The sequence below is a fragment of the Candidatus Paraluminiphilus aquimaris genome (assembly GCF_026230195.1).
In the GTDB taxonomy this organism is placed as follows: domain Bacteria; phylum Pseudomonadota; class Gammaproteobacteria; order Pseudomonadales; family Halieaceae; genus Luminiphilus; species Luminiphilus aquimaris.
In genome coordinates this window covers 1,914,533-1,928,192 of the sequence record NZ_CP036501.1, presented here as the reverse complement: position 1 = coordinate 1,928,192, position 13,660 = coordinate 1,914,533, and the positions used below count along the sequence as shown (strand labels likewise).

At 52.4% G+C, this 13,660-nt stretch carries 15 protein-coding genes; 3 read left to right on the top strand and 12 right to left on the bottom strand.

Annotated elements, in window-relative coordinates:
* Positions 1-97: 97 nt before the first annotated feature.
* The 12 genes from cysB to moaC form a co-directional block, all read right to left on the bottom strand.
* A complete protein-coding gene (gene cysB / locus E0F26_RS08805; RefSeq protein ID WP_279241291.1) occupies positions 98-1,072 on the bottom strand; it encodes an HTH-type transcriptional regulator CysB in 975 nt (324 codons plus the stop codon).
* 67 nt (positions 1,073-1,139) lie between these two features.
* On the bottom strand, positions 1,140-2,042 hold the full coding sequence (locus E0F26_RS08800) for a 5'-nucleotidase (protein ID WP_279241290.1): 903 nt from the start codon (positions 2,040-2,042) through the stop codon (positions 1,140-1,142).
* A gap of 38 nt (positions 2,043-2,080) precedes the next feature.
* Complete coding sequence (locus E0F26_RS08795; RefSeq protein ID WP_279241289.1) at positions 2,081-3,445, bottom strand: alanine/glycine:cation symporter family protein; 1,365 nt, start codon at positions 3,443-3,445, stop codon at positions 2,081-2,083.
* A gap of 37 nt (positions 3,446-3,482) precedes the next feature.
* A complete protein-coding gene (locus E0F26_RS08790; RefSeq protein ID WP_320416199.1) occupies positions 3,483-4,451 on the bottom strand; it encodes a 1-aminocyclopropane-1-carboxylate deaminase/D-cysteine desulfhydrase in 969 nt (322 codons plus the stop codon).
* A 40-nt stretch (positions 4,452-4,491) separates the two neighbouring features.
* Entirely contained in the window at positions 4,492-4,824 is a 333-nt protein-coding gene (gene yajC / locus E0F26_RS08785) for a preprotein translocase subunit YajC (RefSeq protein WP_279241288.1), read from the bottom strand.
* Positions 4,825-4,875: 51 nt separating this feature from the next.
* Positions 4,876-5,646 (bottom strand): exodeoxyribonuclease III, encoded by a 771-nt coding sequence (locus E0F26_RS08780; protein WP_279241287.1) that lies wholly within the window; start codon positions 5,644-5,646, stop codon positions 4,876-4,878.
* A 4-nt stretch (positions 5,647-5,650) separates the two neighbouring features.
* Positions 5,651-6,352, bottom strand: coding sequence for a glutathione S-transferase family protein (locus tag E0F26_RS08775; RefSeq protein ID WP_279241286.1), 702 nt, complete (start codon positions 6,350-6,352; stop codon positions 5,651-5,653).
* Positions 6,349-6,825, bottom strand: coding sequence for a thioredoxin-dependent thiol peroxidase (gene bcp, locus E0F26_RS08770; RefSeq protein WP_279241285.1), 477 nt, complete (start codon positions 6,823-6,825; stop codon positions 6,349-6,351). Before bcp ends, E0F26_RS08775 begins: the two co-directional genes overlap by 4 nt.
* Positions 6,826-6,876: 51 nt before the next feature.
* Positions 6,877-7,425: an NUDIX hydrolase gene (locus E0F26_RS08765; protein ID WP_279241284.1), complete on the bottom strand. Its 549-nt coding sequence runs from the start codon at positions 7,423-7,425 to the stop codon at positions 6,877-6,879.
* Entirely contained in the window at positions 7,422-7,886 is a 465-nt protein-coding gene (locus E0F26_RS08760) for a molybdenum cofactor biosynthesis protein MoaE (RefSeq protein WP_279241283.1), read from the bottom strand. The genes E0F26_RS08765 and E0F26_RS08760 overlap by 4 nt, the downstream gene beginning before the upstream one ends.
* Position 7,887: 1 nt before the next feature.
* The gene (gene moaD / locus E0F26_RS08755) at positions 7,888-8,142 is read right to left on the bottom strand and encodes a molybdopterin converting factor subunit 1 (RefSeq protein WP_279241282.1); all 255 of its coding nucleotides are present in this window, start codon (positions 8,140-8,142) and stop codon (positions 7,888-7,890) included.
* Complete coding sequence (gene moaC, locus E0F26_RS08750; protein WP_279241281.1) at positions 8,126-8,620, bottom strand: cyclic pyranopterin monophosphate synthase MoaC; 495 nt, start codon at positions 8,618-8,620, stop codon at positions 8,126-8,128. The genes moaD and moaC overlap by 17 nt, the downstream gene beginning before the upstream one ends.
* 117 nt (positions 8,621-8,737) lie before the next feature.
* On the opposite strand from moaC, the gene E0F26_RS08745 reads away from it, so the two are divergent.
* The 3 genes from E0F26_RS08745 (at position 8,738) to E0F26_RS08735 (ending at position 13,650) form a co-directional block, all read left to right on the top strand.
* A complete protein-coding gene (locus E0F26_RS08745; RefSeq protein ID WP_279241280.1) occupies positions 8,738-10,015 on the top strand; it encodes a spinster family MFS transporter in 1,278 nt (425 codons plus the stop codon).
* 138 nt (positions 10,016-10,153) lie between these two features.
* Positions 10,154-11,893 carry a DEAD/DEAH box helicase gene (locus E0F26_RS08740; protein WP_279241279.1) on the top strand — a complete coding sequence of 580 codons (1,740 nt, stop codon included), beginning with the start codon at positions 10,154-10,156 and terminating at the stop codon, positions 11,891-11,893.
* Positions 11,894-12,024: 131 nt separating this feature from the next.
* Entirely contained in the window at positions 12,025-13,650 is a 1,626-nt protein-coding gene (locus E0F26_RS08735) for an acyl-CoA synthetase (RefSeq protein ID WP_279241278.1), read from the top strand.
* Positions 13,651-13,660: the final 10 nt, after the last annotated feature.

Sequence of the window (13,660 nt, the reverse complement as noted above, 5' to 3'; positions counted from 1 at the left end):
TACGCAGGCCAGCGATATCCGATGACCTGCACAATAGTCGCACAAAGCCGCGTGAAAAAACCCCTTCAAATGGTCGTATTTTTATCCTTTATATCGTCTAAATGCGTGGAACTTCGAGTCTTGCGCAAAACTCATTACGCTCTTCGGGATCAGCAATAGCCATTGCGTGGTTGACAATATCGGCCGTTAAGTGAGGCGCAAGCTGCTCGATAAACGCGAACATAAATCCTCTCAGGAAAGTCCCGCGGCGAAATGCAATGCAAGACAACAAAGAGGCGAAGTAATTGGGAGAGCCTATCTTTATAAGATCGGCGTCACTGTGTTGCTCATAAGCCATAGTCGAAATAATGCCTACACCAAGCCCTCTGCGGACATACGTCTTAATGACATCTGCATCAGCTGCGGTCACAACATAGTTCGGTGTCAGGCCACGCGCTTGGAATCCCTCATCGATTCTGAACCGCCCAGTAAAACCCTCTGTGTAGGTAATTAACGGATAGCGTGCAATTTGCTCGAGCGTCGGCGAATCAGCCTCTGCAAGCGGATGGCCACTGGGCACCACTACGCAGTGCGACCAGCGAAAGAAGGGTAAGGTCACTAAAGACGCGTATTGCTGCAATGCCTCGGTTGCAATAGCAAAGTCCACGCTCCCTTTCGCAGCCATTTCGGCGATCTGCTGCGGGCTCCCTTGGCGCATTTCGAGCGAGACATCGGGGTGCTCAACGGAGAATCGGGAAATCGAATCGGGCAAGACATAACGCGCCTGACCGTGGGTTGTGGCGAGCGACATACTGCCTGAAACATTGTCAGAGTGATCTTGCGCTATCCGTCTTATGGACTCGGTCTGACGAAGGATCTCGCCCGCCATCTCGATGATCGCCTCTCCCGCCGGCGTAATGTGCGTGAGGTGTTTTCCACTGCGCGAAAAAATTTCTACGCCCAGTTCACCCTCGAGCAATCGAATTTGCTTACTGATTCCCGGTTGAGAGGTAAATAAGCTCTGAGCGGTTGCGGAAACGTTTAGGTCGTGATGCGCGACTTCCCAAATGTACTTCAGCTGCTGTAGCTTCATAATAATTGAAAGGCATTAAAATGACGTCTAAAAGATACTTAAGTTCTAAGCAGCTGTACAGCCTAGGTTAAGGCTCGTTGGCAACACCGTGAGGTACATGACCCGTGGCCACATGGTCCGCCGCTAAATGGCAGTGCGTCTCTTGATCATCAAAAAAGACGTCGGCGTCGTAGGCTTTAAGAAACTCAACTTTTGGTAATCCACCGAGAAAAATCGATTCGTCGAGTCGCACGTCCCACGCGCGCAGGGTTCGTATTACCCGCTCATGTGCAGGAGCCGACCTGGCCGTGACAAGCGCCGTTCGAATCAATGGTGATTCCTCCGGCAAGGATTTTTGAAGGAGGTGAAGCGCACTTAAAAAGCTTTTAAAAGGTCCGCCGGTAAGGGGTTGGTTTCTCTGCTCCCGCTCACTTTTCGTGAACGCCTCTAACCCCTCAGCTTTGTAAACCTTCTCGGCCTCATCCGAAAAAAGCACCGCATCGCCATCGAAGGCAAATCGAATAACCGCATCATCGGACTCTGTCACAGGCTTAGAGACCAAGGTGGCAGCGGCAACATTATTTTCTAGCGCCTTTCGCACATCATCGGGCTCAGATGATAGAAAAAGATGGCAGCCAAACGCCTGTATATACCGCCAAGGCGACTCGCCACCACAAAAGGCCGCGCGGGTAATGGGTAGATTATAGTGTTCAATCGAATTGAATATTCTCAGACCTGTATCAGCTGAATTTCGCGAAAGTAGAACGATTTCTACACCAAGGGGAGCCTCTAGGGTCTCATTGAGTGCCAGGAGTTTTTTGGCAAGGGTAAACGCCTGGCCACGCTCAAGCGGTTTGTCCTCATGCTCTATTTGATAGCTAGCATAGGCCTCAAGCCCCTGTTTCTCGAAAACGAGGTGCTCTGCGTCCAAGTCAAACAAGGCGCGCGAAGAAATGGCGATGACGAGTTTTTCGGGTGCGAGATTTACCATGACGCCAGTCTAACCCTCTCTTTGCAGGCTTGCAGACCTCAACCCTTCACTGTGTCGCCCGATGGCTTACGTCCGAAATACTCGCGCGTTAAGGCGAAGACCACCGGTGACAGGAGTAAGAGACCCACCAGATTGGGTATGGCCATGAATGCATTGAGCGTGTCAGCGACCAACCAAATCAAACCTAAGTCAGCGCCGGCCCCAACCGGGATCGCCAGAACCCAAAGCACACGAAAAGGCATAATTCCTCGGGTACCAAAGAGATAGACAACGCAGCGCTCACCATAAAATGCCCATCCCATCATGGTTGTCGTGGCGAACACGACGACACCAACGGTGACGACCCACTCTCCGCCCGGCAAAACGGCTCCAAAGGCCATCGATGTCAGGCTAGCACCTGACACACCTGAATCGAGCACGCCTGTTAGGACAATGACGAGACCCGTCATCGTGCAGACGATCAAGGTATCAATTAGCGTCCCCAGCATAGCCACGAGTCCCTGCTCGACTGGCTCATCTGTTTTGGCCGCCGCATGGGCTATCGGGGCGCTTCCAAGGCCCGCCTCATTAGAGAAAATTCCGCGTGCCACCCCAAAACGGATGGCTGCCCACACAGTAGCGCCAGCAAAACCACCTGCGGCTGAAGCACCATTAAAGGCGCTATCAATGATCGTGCTGAAGGCAGCGGGGACATCAGAAATATTCATCAAAATGACGATAAGGCTCATAAGGATGTACGAAATGGCCATGGCCGGGACAACAGCTCCGGCCGTATCAGCAATTCGCTTGATACCGCCCAAAATAACGGCTCCTACTAACAACATAAGGACGACACCGGTAATCCACCAGGGAATACCTGCGTTGTCCGTAAGGACCTGCGCGACGGAGTTAGACTGCACCGTGTTGGCGAGGCCGAAACCTGCCGTGGCACCAAACAGGGCAAACGCGAAGGCGAGGCCCGTTGCAAATGACCCGTAGCGCTCTCCTAGGCCATTTCGTATGTAGTACATAGGGCCACCGGAGTAACTACCCTGATCGTCTTGCTCCCGGTAGCGGACGGCCAAAACACCCTCAGCGTATTTGGTTGCCATGCCGAAGAGCGCCGTAATCCACATCCAAAACAATGCCCCAGGACCACCTAATGTAATCGCCGTGGCAACACCCGCAATGTTACCGGTACCGATGGTCGCCGACAGTGATGTCATTAGCGCCTTAAACGGGACAATATCGCCCTCACCTCGACCGGACACACCTGAGAACAAAAGAGAGACGGCGCGCGGCACTTTGCGCAAGGTCATGAAACCCAGCCCAAGGGTTAAATAAATACCCGTGCCCAATAGTAAAATCAGCATGGGAAGCCCCCAAGCCACTGCGTTCACGTCACGGATAATTGTCTCAAGCATCACTCTGCCTCGTCGTTATTGTCTTTTGAAAAGAAGCTCAGGCTCGCCCCAGTGCGGCCTCAACTTCCGATGCATGAGGAAAGATACCGAATACCCCTCCCGTATGCATAAAAATGATGTCTGGGGACTCTGATGCGAAAGACTGCTTCGCCAAATCGGTGACCAGACCATAAAACGCTTTCCCTGTGTAGACCGGGTCAAGTGCTATGCCTTCGAGCCTCGCAAGCTCGGCGAGCGTATCGAATACTTCCTCACCTGCCTTGCCATAGCCTGGACCGATATATTGATCATTTGTGAGCGTCTTAATTGGCTTATTAGGCAGGTCGGTTCGGTTGGCACGTAAATTATCCCAATCCGCCTGCGCCTTGTCATTGAAATAGGCTTCGTCATCGCAGACCGCATAGCTGATCACATCGGCGTCTACACCATGTAACAGCACACCCGCGTTCAACCCTGCCTGTGTGCCGCCTGAACCCGTCGCATGAACGATTGCGGCCCGCTGTAAGCTATGCCTGTGCATATCGGACATCAGCTCCTCTACCGCTGAGATATAACCCCAGATGCCCATCGCATCACTGCCGCCGATCGGTATTGTCAGTGCTTTCTCACCTCTCCTAGCCCACCTGTCTTGAGCGTCCGCCAAATACGACGTCATCTCGTCACCCGTGGTCCCCCGAGAGACATAGGTTATCTCCGCATCAAGCAGTCGGCTAAGCAAATAATTGCCGCTAAGCTCCTGCTCATGTCCTCGCAATATCAGTTCACACTTAAGTCCTAGCTGTGCCGCAACCGCAGCTGTTGCGCGACAATGGTTGCTTTGCAGTGCGCCTGCAGTGACTAAAACAGTACAACCTCGATTAATCGCGTCCGCAGCAAGGAATTCCAGCTTCCTAACCTTATTGCCGGTGAGCAGAGACCCCGTGAGATCATCACGCTTACACCAAATACGTCGCCCGTTCCCCCACCGCTCTGAGGCTCTATGCAAGCACTGAAAGGGTGACGGCAGAACCGCGAGGGTCTCTCTAGGTGGATAGCTAATAATAGGTTTACGCCCCTAAATTCTTAATCGTGCCCTTGGGTAGTGTGGCAGTGACATGCGTTCGCTGAAACTTGAGATCAACTTTGTCGGACACGTTAACAACCACGTAGAGCTCAGATAAGCCAACAATTTTACCCATCATCCCAGAACTCATTAGGACTTCGTCGCCCTTACCCAATGAGCTCACCAATTCCGCATGTTCCTTTTGGCGCTTGCGCTGCGGTCTGATGGTCGTGAAATACATAAAAACCAACAAACCGATCATCATGACCGGAAGGAACCACTCCCCGCCTGCCGGTGGCGGTGTACCTGCTTGCGCATGTGCCTGGCTAATAAACATATAAATTTACCTCTTTTAAATCAGTTGGTAAGGGTGCTTTTCTAGAAAAATTTAGAGCTCAAAATCAATGGTAACCGGTGCGTGGTCAGAAAAACGCTCATCTCGGAGTATCGAGAAAGCCTTACCGGTTCCGGATAATCCGGGCGTCACAAGCATATAATCAAGTCGCCAACCCGTATTATTCGTCCACGCCTGACCACGATTCGACCACCAAGTGTAGAGATCGGGCTCTGTGGTCATTTGGCGAAACACATCAACCCAGCCTTGCTCATCGTAAAGCTCGGTAAGCCATTCTCGCTCATGCGGCATGAAACCAGAATTCTTTTGATTGCTGCGCCAGTTCTTAATATCAATGTTTTGGTGGCAGGTATTCCAGTCGGCACAAATAATGAATTCACGGTCTTCATCTAGGAGAGCTTTCATGTGCGGCGTAAACTTTTTCATAAATAGGTCTTTGCGCGCCTGGGCCGCCTCATTGCTCGAGCCCGATGGGACATAGAGCGAAATGACGCTCAGGCCCTCAAAATCAGCCCTCAAATAGCGGCCTTCCGAGTCGACGGGGTCCCATCCTACTTTGGTTTCAATCCGAGAGGGCTCTCGCTTAGCGTATACGGCGGTACCACTGTAGCCCTTTTTTTCCGCGTCGTTGTAATAACAGTGGTAGCCATCAGGGCGAAACGCTTCATCAACCAGCTGATGCTCCTGCGCTTTGGTTTCCTGAATGCACACCACATCGGCATCTTGCTTCGCAAGCCACTCAAAGAAGCCCTTTCGCTGCGCAGCCCTAATTCCGTTGGTATTACAGGTAATTACTCTAAACACGCTGTCAGTCCTTTTTTAAACCCTGCACCATTGTTTGCGCACCCTTGATGAAATCCTCCGTCTCTTTCGAGTTCTCGTTTCCATCTCGCAACAATCGCATATCGACTGGAACGGTTATGCCTTTTTCCGCCGCGGGTCGCACTTTGATTGCCTTGTGCCAGCGCTGCAAGTGCTCTAAGCCATCGATTTCGATGCCGCTCCAGCGATAGGAACGGACCCAAGCCCAATTAGCCATATCCGCGATACTGTATTCGCCGGCCAAATATTCGGTCTTGCCCAGCTGCGTATTCAAAACCTCAAATAATCGACGCCCTTCGCTCTGGTAACGGTCTATTGCTGGCTGGATTTTCTCGGGAAAGTAGCGAAAGAACACATTCGCTTGTCCCATCATGGGTCCTACTCCCCCCATTTGAAACATTAACCATTGAATAACGCGCGAACGACCCACCACATCGCTGGGCATGAATTTGCCGCTCTTCTCCGCCAAGTGAATCATGATCGCGCCCGATTCAAAAATAGAAAGATCATGCTCTCGGTCATAAATTGCTGGAATCCGTCCATTGGGCGAGTGCGCCAGAAACGGCTCCTCTTTCTGTTCTCCTGACCTGAGATCGATCGTATGAACTTCGTAATCGAGGCCCATCTCTTCCAAAGCTATCGACACTTTGTGCCCGTTGGGGGTTGGCGATGTAAACAGATCGATCATAGTCCGAGTTCTTGCAAGGTGTTCAGCACAACCTCATGGTGGTCTTTAGTCTTAAACTTATTGATGATCTCACAGAGGTTGCCGGCTTTATCGACCAGATAACTGGTCCGCAAAATGCCATCGAACTCCTTCCCCATGAACTTTTTGGGGCCCCATGCGCCGTAAGCGTCGGCGACCGAATGGTCCTCATCGCTCAATAGCTGAAAGTTGAGCGCATCCCGCTCGACAAATTTAGCCAAACGCTTCACTGGGTCGGGGCTGACACCGAAGACAACCACGTCGTGCGCTGCAAGTTGTTCAGCAATGTCACGAAGACCTTGCGCCTGAACCGTACACCCGGGGGTCATTGCTTTTGGATAAAAATACACAAGCACGTTCTTTTCGCCCTGATAATCAGAGAGTGAAATCTCAGTGCCAGTGTGATCTTGGAGTGTGAACTCAGGTGCAGGTGCACCGGTAGTTGGTAAAGCCATTTTCGAAACCTCATATAGGTGATTATTCGTAAAACGCCGCGTCAGTAAGCGTTAGCCCGAGCGGCGATGCTGGTATCGGATTGTGCTATTGCGAATCGGGAAGTCTTGCGTCTTTCGATCTTCAAAGAATTCTCGCAGCATCTCAATGACAACAGGAAAAGCGAGCTCATCCCAGGGAATCTCGTCCTCTGCGTAAAGCTTGCTCTCTAGACTTTCAGAACCGGCACCAAACTCCCCATCAAGCACCTCGCAGCGATAGAAAACGTATACCTGACTGATATGAGGCACGTCGAAAATGCGATAGAGGCTCATATCCACGGCTCTCGCCTCGGCCTCTTCCCACATCTCCCTCGCTGCACCCTCTTCGGTTGTTTCGCGGTTTTCCATGAAACCCGCTGGCAATGTCCACTTACCGTATCGAGGCTCTATTGCGCGCTTGCAAAGAAGCACCTTGTCACCAACCGTGGGAATGCAGCCACAGATAATTTTGGGATTGACATAATGGATGGTGTGGCAAGCGGGACACACATCGCGCTCGCGATCCTCTCCCTCGGGAATTCTTCGCTCGACTTCTGCGCCGCAGTTGGAACAAAACTTCATGAACTCGGGTCCTTTGTTTCCCACCGCTTTTTACGGTCAATATCTCGTGTCGCCACTGTAACCCATTGCCCCTCGCCCTCGAAATCTTCTCGCTTCCAAAAAGGCGCTTCTGTTTTGAGTGTGTCCATAACAAACTCGCAGGCACTGAAGGCCTCGGCACGGTGATCCGCGCTCGTGGCGACGAAGACGATGGGCATTTCACCGGAGAGACAGCCGAAACGATGGACGATTTGCCAAGACTTCAGACCGAAACGCTGCTCTGCCTCTACTCCGAGGTCATGTAGTACACGCTCCGCCATTTCCACGTAGCACTCAAGGTAGAGAGTATGAACAGAACCCTGCGCGTTGAAGTCGCGAACAAACCCAGTGAATGTGGTTACGGCTCCATGCGGATTATGCGCGTAGAAGGCAGTAGCAAGACGGCCCGGATCTATGTCGCTATCGGTGACAATAACCGACACTTCAGCCACCGGTCATGGGTGGGAAGAAAGCGATCTCATCGCCGTCGTTAATCGCCTCCTCCTGAAATACAACGCGTTGATTCACTGCTTGGATGAGGTTTGGGTGTGACAAAGCTTCTACCCACGCCTCACCTCGCGCGCCCAGAGTTTCTTTCAAGCCGGCAACGGTTGACATACTGGCGTCGAGCTCGAGCGAAAGTTGCTCGGTCTCTACCGCTTCTCGGATAAGCGAAAAAAATTTAACTGTGATCGTCATGCCGCCACTCTCCCGATTTACCACCCATTTTTTCCAGCAAAACCACCTCCTCTATCACCATCCCGCGATCGAGCGACTTCGCCATGTCATAAATGGTCAAGGCTGCAACTGATGCCGCCGTCAACGCCTCCATCTCGATGCCCGTCTGGCCCAGCACCTTGCACGTTACGTGCGTAATGATACCGGGCAGATCATGATCCACCTGCAAGTCGACCGACACCTTTGTGATAGGGAGCGGATGGCAAAGTGGGATGAGGTCACTCGTCTTTTTTGCGGCTTGAATCGCTGCGATTCTTGCGGTTGCCAGCGCGTCGCCTTTTTTTAATTCGCTTGCTTCGAGGGCAATTAAGGTCTGAGACGCCATGCGGATTTTGGAGCGGGCAACCGCCACTCGCTGAGTAACCTGCTTGTCGCCCACATCGACCATGTGAGCCTCTCCTCGCCTGTCGAGATGGCTTAACTGTTGCTCGTTATTCATGGCGCAGCCCATCGCACTATAAGAAGCTGGAAGCTTAACTCAACTGTGGCATGCTGTGATATCGACGTCCTCAATAACGTCAAAGATGGGAAACGCGGGAATGGAGTGGATTGCGAAGTGAACCGAGAATCATCGAACTATAAGTGGTTTGTATTGGGAATTCTCACACTGGTCTATACCTTTAATTTTATAGACCGCCAAATCCTGGTCATTTTACAGGAACCCATTAAAGCTGATTTGGGCCTAAGCGATACACAACTGGGGCTACTGACCGGGTTCAGTTTTGCCGTTGTGTACGTGACAGCCGGCATCCCCATCGCATGGCTCGCAGATCGCAGTAATCGTCGCAACATCGTGGCCGCATCGCTCGGTATCTTCAGCGTTATGACTGCCCTCTCGGGCTTGGTTCAAAACTACACTCAATTACTGCTCGCACGGCTTGGCGTAGGTCTCGGGGAAGCTGGTGGGTCTCCACCCTCACACTCAATGCTGAGTGATTATTTTCCCGAGGAGAAACGTGGAACTGCCCTATCCATTTACACCACGGGGATTTATTTCGGTATCTTTTTTGGCTATTTCGCAGGTGGCTGGATTGCCGAAAGCTTTGGTTGGCGCAAGGCCTTCTTTATCGTCGGGATCCCTGGCATCGCACTTGCACTGCTACTTTTACTCTTGGTGCGAGAACCCCCACGCACTCAACCCATTGCGTCGACCGTGTCGTCAAAGCCCCGGTTTAAGGAAACCATTTCGGTCCTACTAAGGCGTCCCGCGTTTTGGTGGATAGCACTGGGGTGTTCTACCGCCTCATTTGTCGGTTATGGAAACGGTAACTTCTTCCCGTCTCTGCTTATTCGAAACTACGGGCTATCGGTGACAGAGGCCGGTATCGTTTTAGGGGTGATCGGTGGCACCACCGGTATGCTGGGAACTTTCTTGGGGGGATACCTTGCCGATCGTTGGGGCAAACACGATAAGCGCTGGTACGTGAGAATCCCACTGTACGGTCTTGCCTTGTCGTTCCCGCTGTCGTATCTCACGCTCCTTGGGAGTGAGCCGCTTTATGTCATCATGGCGTATGCGCCCGGGCACATTCTCAACACACTCTACCTGGGTCCCTGCATCGCAATTTGCCACACGTTAGTGTCGCCTGCGATGCGAGCAAGCGCCTCGGCTGTCTTATTGTTCGTGATCAATATGATCGGCTTAGGCTTGGGGCCACTCTTTGTCGGAGCCTTGTCCGATGCCTACAGTGCGCACTTCGGCGATGAAAATTTGCGCTTCGCAATGATTACCTCACTCACACTGGGTACATCCGGTCTGTTCTTTTTTTGGAAAGCCCAAAAAGCCTTGCTCGGTGATATCGAGAAGGCCAAGAGCTTGTCGCAAGACGGTTGAGATAGCTGGCTCCTGCGCGCTTTTGATTACTTCACAACAGAGTCTCGTGAGACTTAAATCTAAATATAGGCAGGATTTACCTTTCTCAGTTATACAACTGAGCGTAGTCTGCGCGCTTTCCCAGCCCGTATATTACCCATGACCGAATCTGCGCCTTCCCCCACGGCTTTTAGTAGCCTTGGGCTACCGACTTTTTTACTCAATTCACTCAAAGAATTGGGATACGAAGCCGCTACCCCTATTCAAGCTGAGACGATTCCAGCGATGCTGAGCGGACAAGATGTCGTGGGTATTGCACAAACGGGGACGGGCAAAACAGCTGCCTTCGCGCTTCCCTCTTTGGCAAGCTTGGACTTTGATACAGCGACACCGCAAATATTAGTGCTATGCCCTACTCGCGAGCTGTCAATGCAAGTCGCTGATGCCTTCAGGAGCTACGCAAAACGGTCTAAGGGCTGCAAGGTCGTCGCACTTTGCGGGGGCAACGATATGCGCCAGCAATTGCGCCAACTTAAAGACGGGGTTCATGTCATCGTTGCAACACCGGGAAGGCTTCTCGATCACCTCAATCGCAGAACGGCTGATTTCAGCAGGATCAAGACTGTCGTGCTCGATGAAGCCGATGAGATGCTCAGGATGGGTTTCATCGACGATGTCGATAAAATTCTTTCTCAGACGCCGACTGGTCGACGCGTTGCTCTTTTCTCAGCCACCATGCCGCAGCGGATTCGCGAGATCGCAAGCGAGCACCTGCAGGCCCCAGTCGAGGTTTCTATTACCTCTCAGGCAACGACCAATACCAATATTGAGCAATGCTACTGGCTTGTAAAAGGCACCAACAAACTCGATGCCCTCGGACGTTTTCTCAGTGTGGAAGACACACAAGGCGTCATTGTTTTCGTGCGTACACGAGAATCAACGTCCGCTATCGCCGATCAGTTAAGGCAGCGTGGCTTCAGTGCCTCACCACTGAACGGTGATATCGATCAAAAAACCCGAATCAAAACCGTAGAACAGCTGAAAGATGGTCGACTCGATGTCATCGTGGCGACCGATGTCGCGGCACGTGGATTGGACGTTGAGCGAATAACGCACGTTATCAACTACGATATCCCTTTCGACAGAGAATCGTATGTGCACCGAATCGGCCGAACAGGCCGCGCGGGTCGCGCCGGAAAAGCCATCTTGTTTGTCGCACCAAGAGAGCGTCGTATGCTCCAAAATATTGAGCGCGTTACAAGGCAAAAAATCCAGTCCATCGAGCTTCCAAGCTTTGCTGATATCGATGCGAAAGCGCGCGAGCGATTGATCGACCAGTTGCGTACAGCCATGACGAACCCCGTCCATCCGCGTGCTGGCGAGGCAATCGAGCAACTCATTAATGAAGGCCATACTCATCAGGATATCGCCATGGCCCTCGCTGGCCTTGTGATCGACGGAGCCGAACCCGCGAAGGAATCAAGACGCCCGAAGAAGGTCAGCGATGACCAAGACAATCGGCCGTCTCGTGGTAATTCAAGAGAGCCAAGCCCGATCAAGGACAAGCACGGTAAAGAGCGTGTTGTTCCACTTACCTATACGGTAAAGGAACTCGGAAGAGCGCGACCGCTAGACGAGCACCCCGATGTACTTATGGAGCGGTTTTGGTTAGCCGTGGGTAACAAACAAGGCGTGAAAGCGCGCGAAATTGTTGGTGCCATTGCAAACGAGGCGGGAATCGAAGGACAGTTTATCGGCAGCATTAATATTTTCGAACACTACGCAACAATCGACTTGCCCGAGGGGATGCCCAAGCCCATCCTAAAACACCTTAAGAAAATTCGGGTGAAGGGTACAAACCTCGGTATCGTGCGAGTTGTGGACTCCCACTCCGCCTGAACTCGCCCGCCCGCCCCAATCGCGGGCTAGAAATTTTCGCCTGCTCATGAGAGTCTCTTCCTCATGGATCGGCGTTTGATTCATGATCTGCGCCGCGCTGTAAAAAAAACATAAAGTCAGCGGAGCAAGCAATGGATTTTCATTTCAATAACGTTTGGACGGCACTTTCTGAGGAGTTTCCGGATCGCCCCGCGCTGATCTGTGAAGGAAAGACCGTCACATGGTCCCAATTCAACGATAGAGCCGCTCGGCTTGCCGGGCTTTTTGCCGCACACGGCGTTACCAATGGCGCTTCAGTGGGCTTATATATGCTCAACTGTAACGAATACACCGAGGCGCACTTCGGCTGCTTTAAACAGTCCGTTTGCCCAGTAAATGTGAACTACCGCTACCGTGCCGAGGAGTTAATTTACCTGCTCGATAACAGCGACTCTGAGGTTGTTATCTATCACGCTAGCTACGCGCCACGTATCCAAGAAATCCGGGGAAGCCTGCCAAAAATCAAGCTCTACATACAGGTCGAAGACGATTCAGATGTGGGGCTCCTTGAGGGTGCTCTGGATTACGAAGCATCGCTGGCTGAAGCCACGCCATTGCCCTTTAGCCCGAGTGAATATGGCGATCGTTACATGCTGTACACGGGCGGCACCACCGGAATGCCCAAAGGTGTCATGTACGACAACGGCGCCCTCGCGCACTGGCTTGTGGTTGGTGGCTTCACCTCGCGTGGCTTGGCACCTCCCACTACCACCGACGAAGCCTTGGAGGCGGCACGTACGCTGACACAAATGGGGGCCGTTCATCGAAGTTTGCCCGCATGCCCCCAAATGCACGGTACTGGCATGTGGATCGGCACGATGATCGCCCTAAACTGCGGCGGTACTGTCGTCACGCAGCGTACATCCAGGCTTGATCCAGATGCCCTTCTGCGCTGTGTTGTAGAGAACGAGATTACCGACCTTACAATAGTCGGCGATGCCTTCGCTCGGCCGATTTTGGGGGCGCTGGACGCCGCTGAGACAGCGGGCGAGCCTTATGATCTGTCTAAACTCGGCCAGATGGCGTCATCAGGCGTCATGTGGTCCAGTGAGATTAAGCAAGGCCTTTTACGACATAAAGATATGGTCCTGAACGACTTGATGGGTTCCACCGAAGGGTCCATGGGCGGATCGATCAGTACACGCGGAAACGCAGCAAAAACCGCAAAGTTCACCATCGCCGAATACGTCAAGGTTTTCGACGAGAATGATCAGCCGGTGACACCTGGTTCCGGTGAAATGGGTATGGTGGCGACCGCAGGCATTGTTCCCCGAGGCTATTACAAAGATCCAGAAAAGTCGGCACGCACATTTCGGGAAGTAAATGGTGTTCGCTATTCATTCCCCGGAGACTTTGCAACGGTTGAGGCTGACGGCTCCATTACGCTCTTAGGCCGCGGCTCTCAATGCATCAATACAGGCGGTGAAAAGGTCTTCACAGAAGAGGTTGAGGAGTCGATTAAGCGCCACACTGACGTGGAAGATTGCCTCGTCGTCGGGCTGCCCGACGAGCGCTTGGGCAACCGTGTTATTGCTGTTTATTCACAAAAGCCAGGCACCGCACCGATCGGCGAAGAAGGTCTACGGATGCATGTCAAAACTCAATTAGCCGGCTATAAAGCACCCAAACAATGCATTTTGGTCGGAGTTGTACAGAGGGCACCCAACGGCAAAGCCGACTACAAGTGGGCAAAAGCGACGGCTGAAGCCCATCAGTAAGCTTTCTACG

Bases quoted from the DNA above. Each gene is read 5' to 3' on its own strand.
- cysB (WP_279241291.1), bottom strand. From the start codon at position 1,072: ATGAAGCTACAGCAGCTGAAGTACATTTGGGAAGTCGCGCATCACGAC.
- E0F26_RS08800 (WP_279241290.1), bottom strand. From the start codon at position 2,042: ATGGTAAATCTCGCACCCGAAAAACTCGTCATCGCCATTTCTTCGCGC.
- E0F26_RS08795 (WP_279241289.1), bottom strand. From the start codon at position 3,445: ATGCTTGAGACAATTATCCGTGACGTGAACGCAGTGGCTTGGGGGCTT.
- yajC (WP_279241288.1), bottom strand. From the start codon at position 4,824: ATGTTTATTAGCCAGGCACATGCGCAAGCAGGTACACCGCCACCGGCA.
- E0F26_RS08775 (WP_279241286.1), bottom strand. From the start codon at position 6,352: ATGATCGATCTGTTTACATCGCCAACCCCCAACGGGCACAAAGTGTCG.
- bcp (WP_279241285.1), bottom strand. From the start codon at position 6,825: ATGGCTTTACCAACTACCGGTGCACCTGCACCTGAGTTCACACTCCAA.
- E0F26_RS08765 (WP_279241284.1), bottom strand. From the start codon at position 7,425: ATGAAGTTTTGTTCCAACTGCGGCGCAGAAGTCGAGCGAAGAATTCCC.
- moaD (WP_279241282.1), bottom strand. From the start codon at position 8,142: ATGACGATCACAGTTAAATTTTTTTCGCTTATCCGAGAAGCGGTAGAG.
- moaC (WP_279241281.1), bottom strand. From the start codon at position 8,620: ATGAATAACGAGCAACAGTTAAGCCATCTCGACAGGCGAGGAGAGGCT.
- E0F26_RS08740 (WP_279241279.1), top strand. From the start codon at position 10,154: ATGACCGAATCTGCGCCTTCCCCCACGGCTTTTAGTAGCCTTGGGCTA.
- E0F26_RS08735 (WP_279241278.1), top strand. From the start codon at position 12,025: ATGGATTTTCATTTCAATAACGTTTGGACGGCACTTTCTGAGGAGTTT.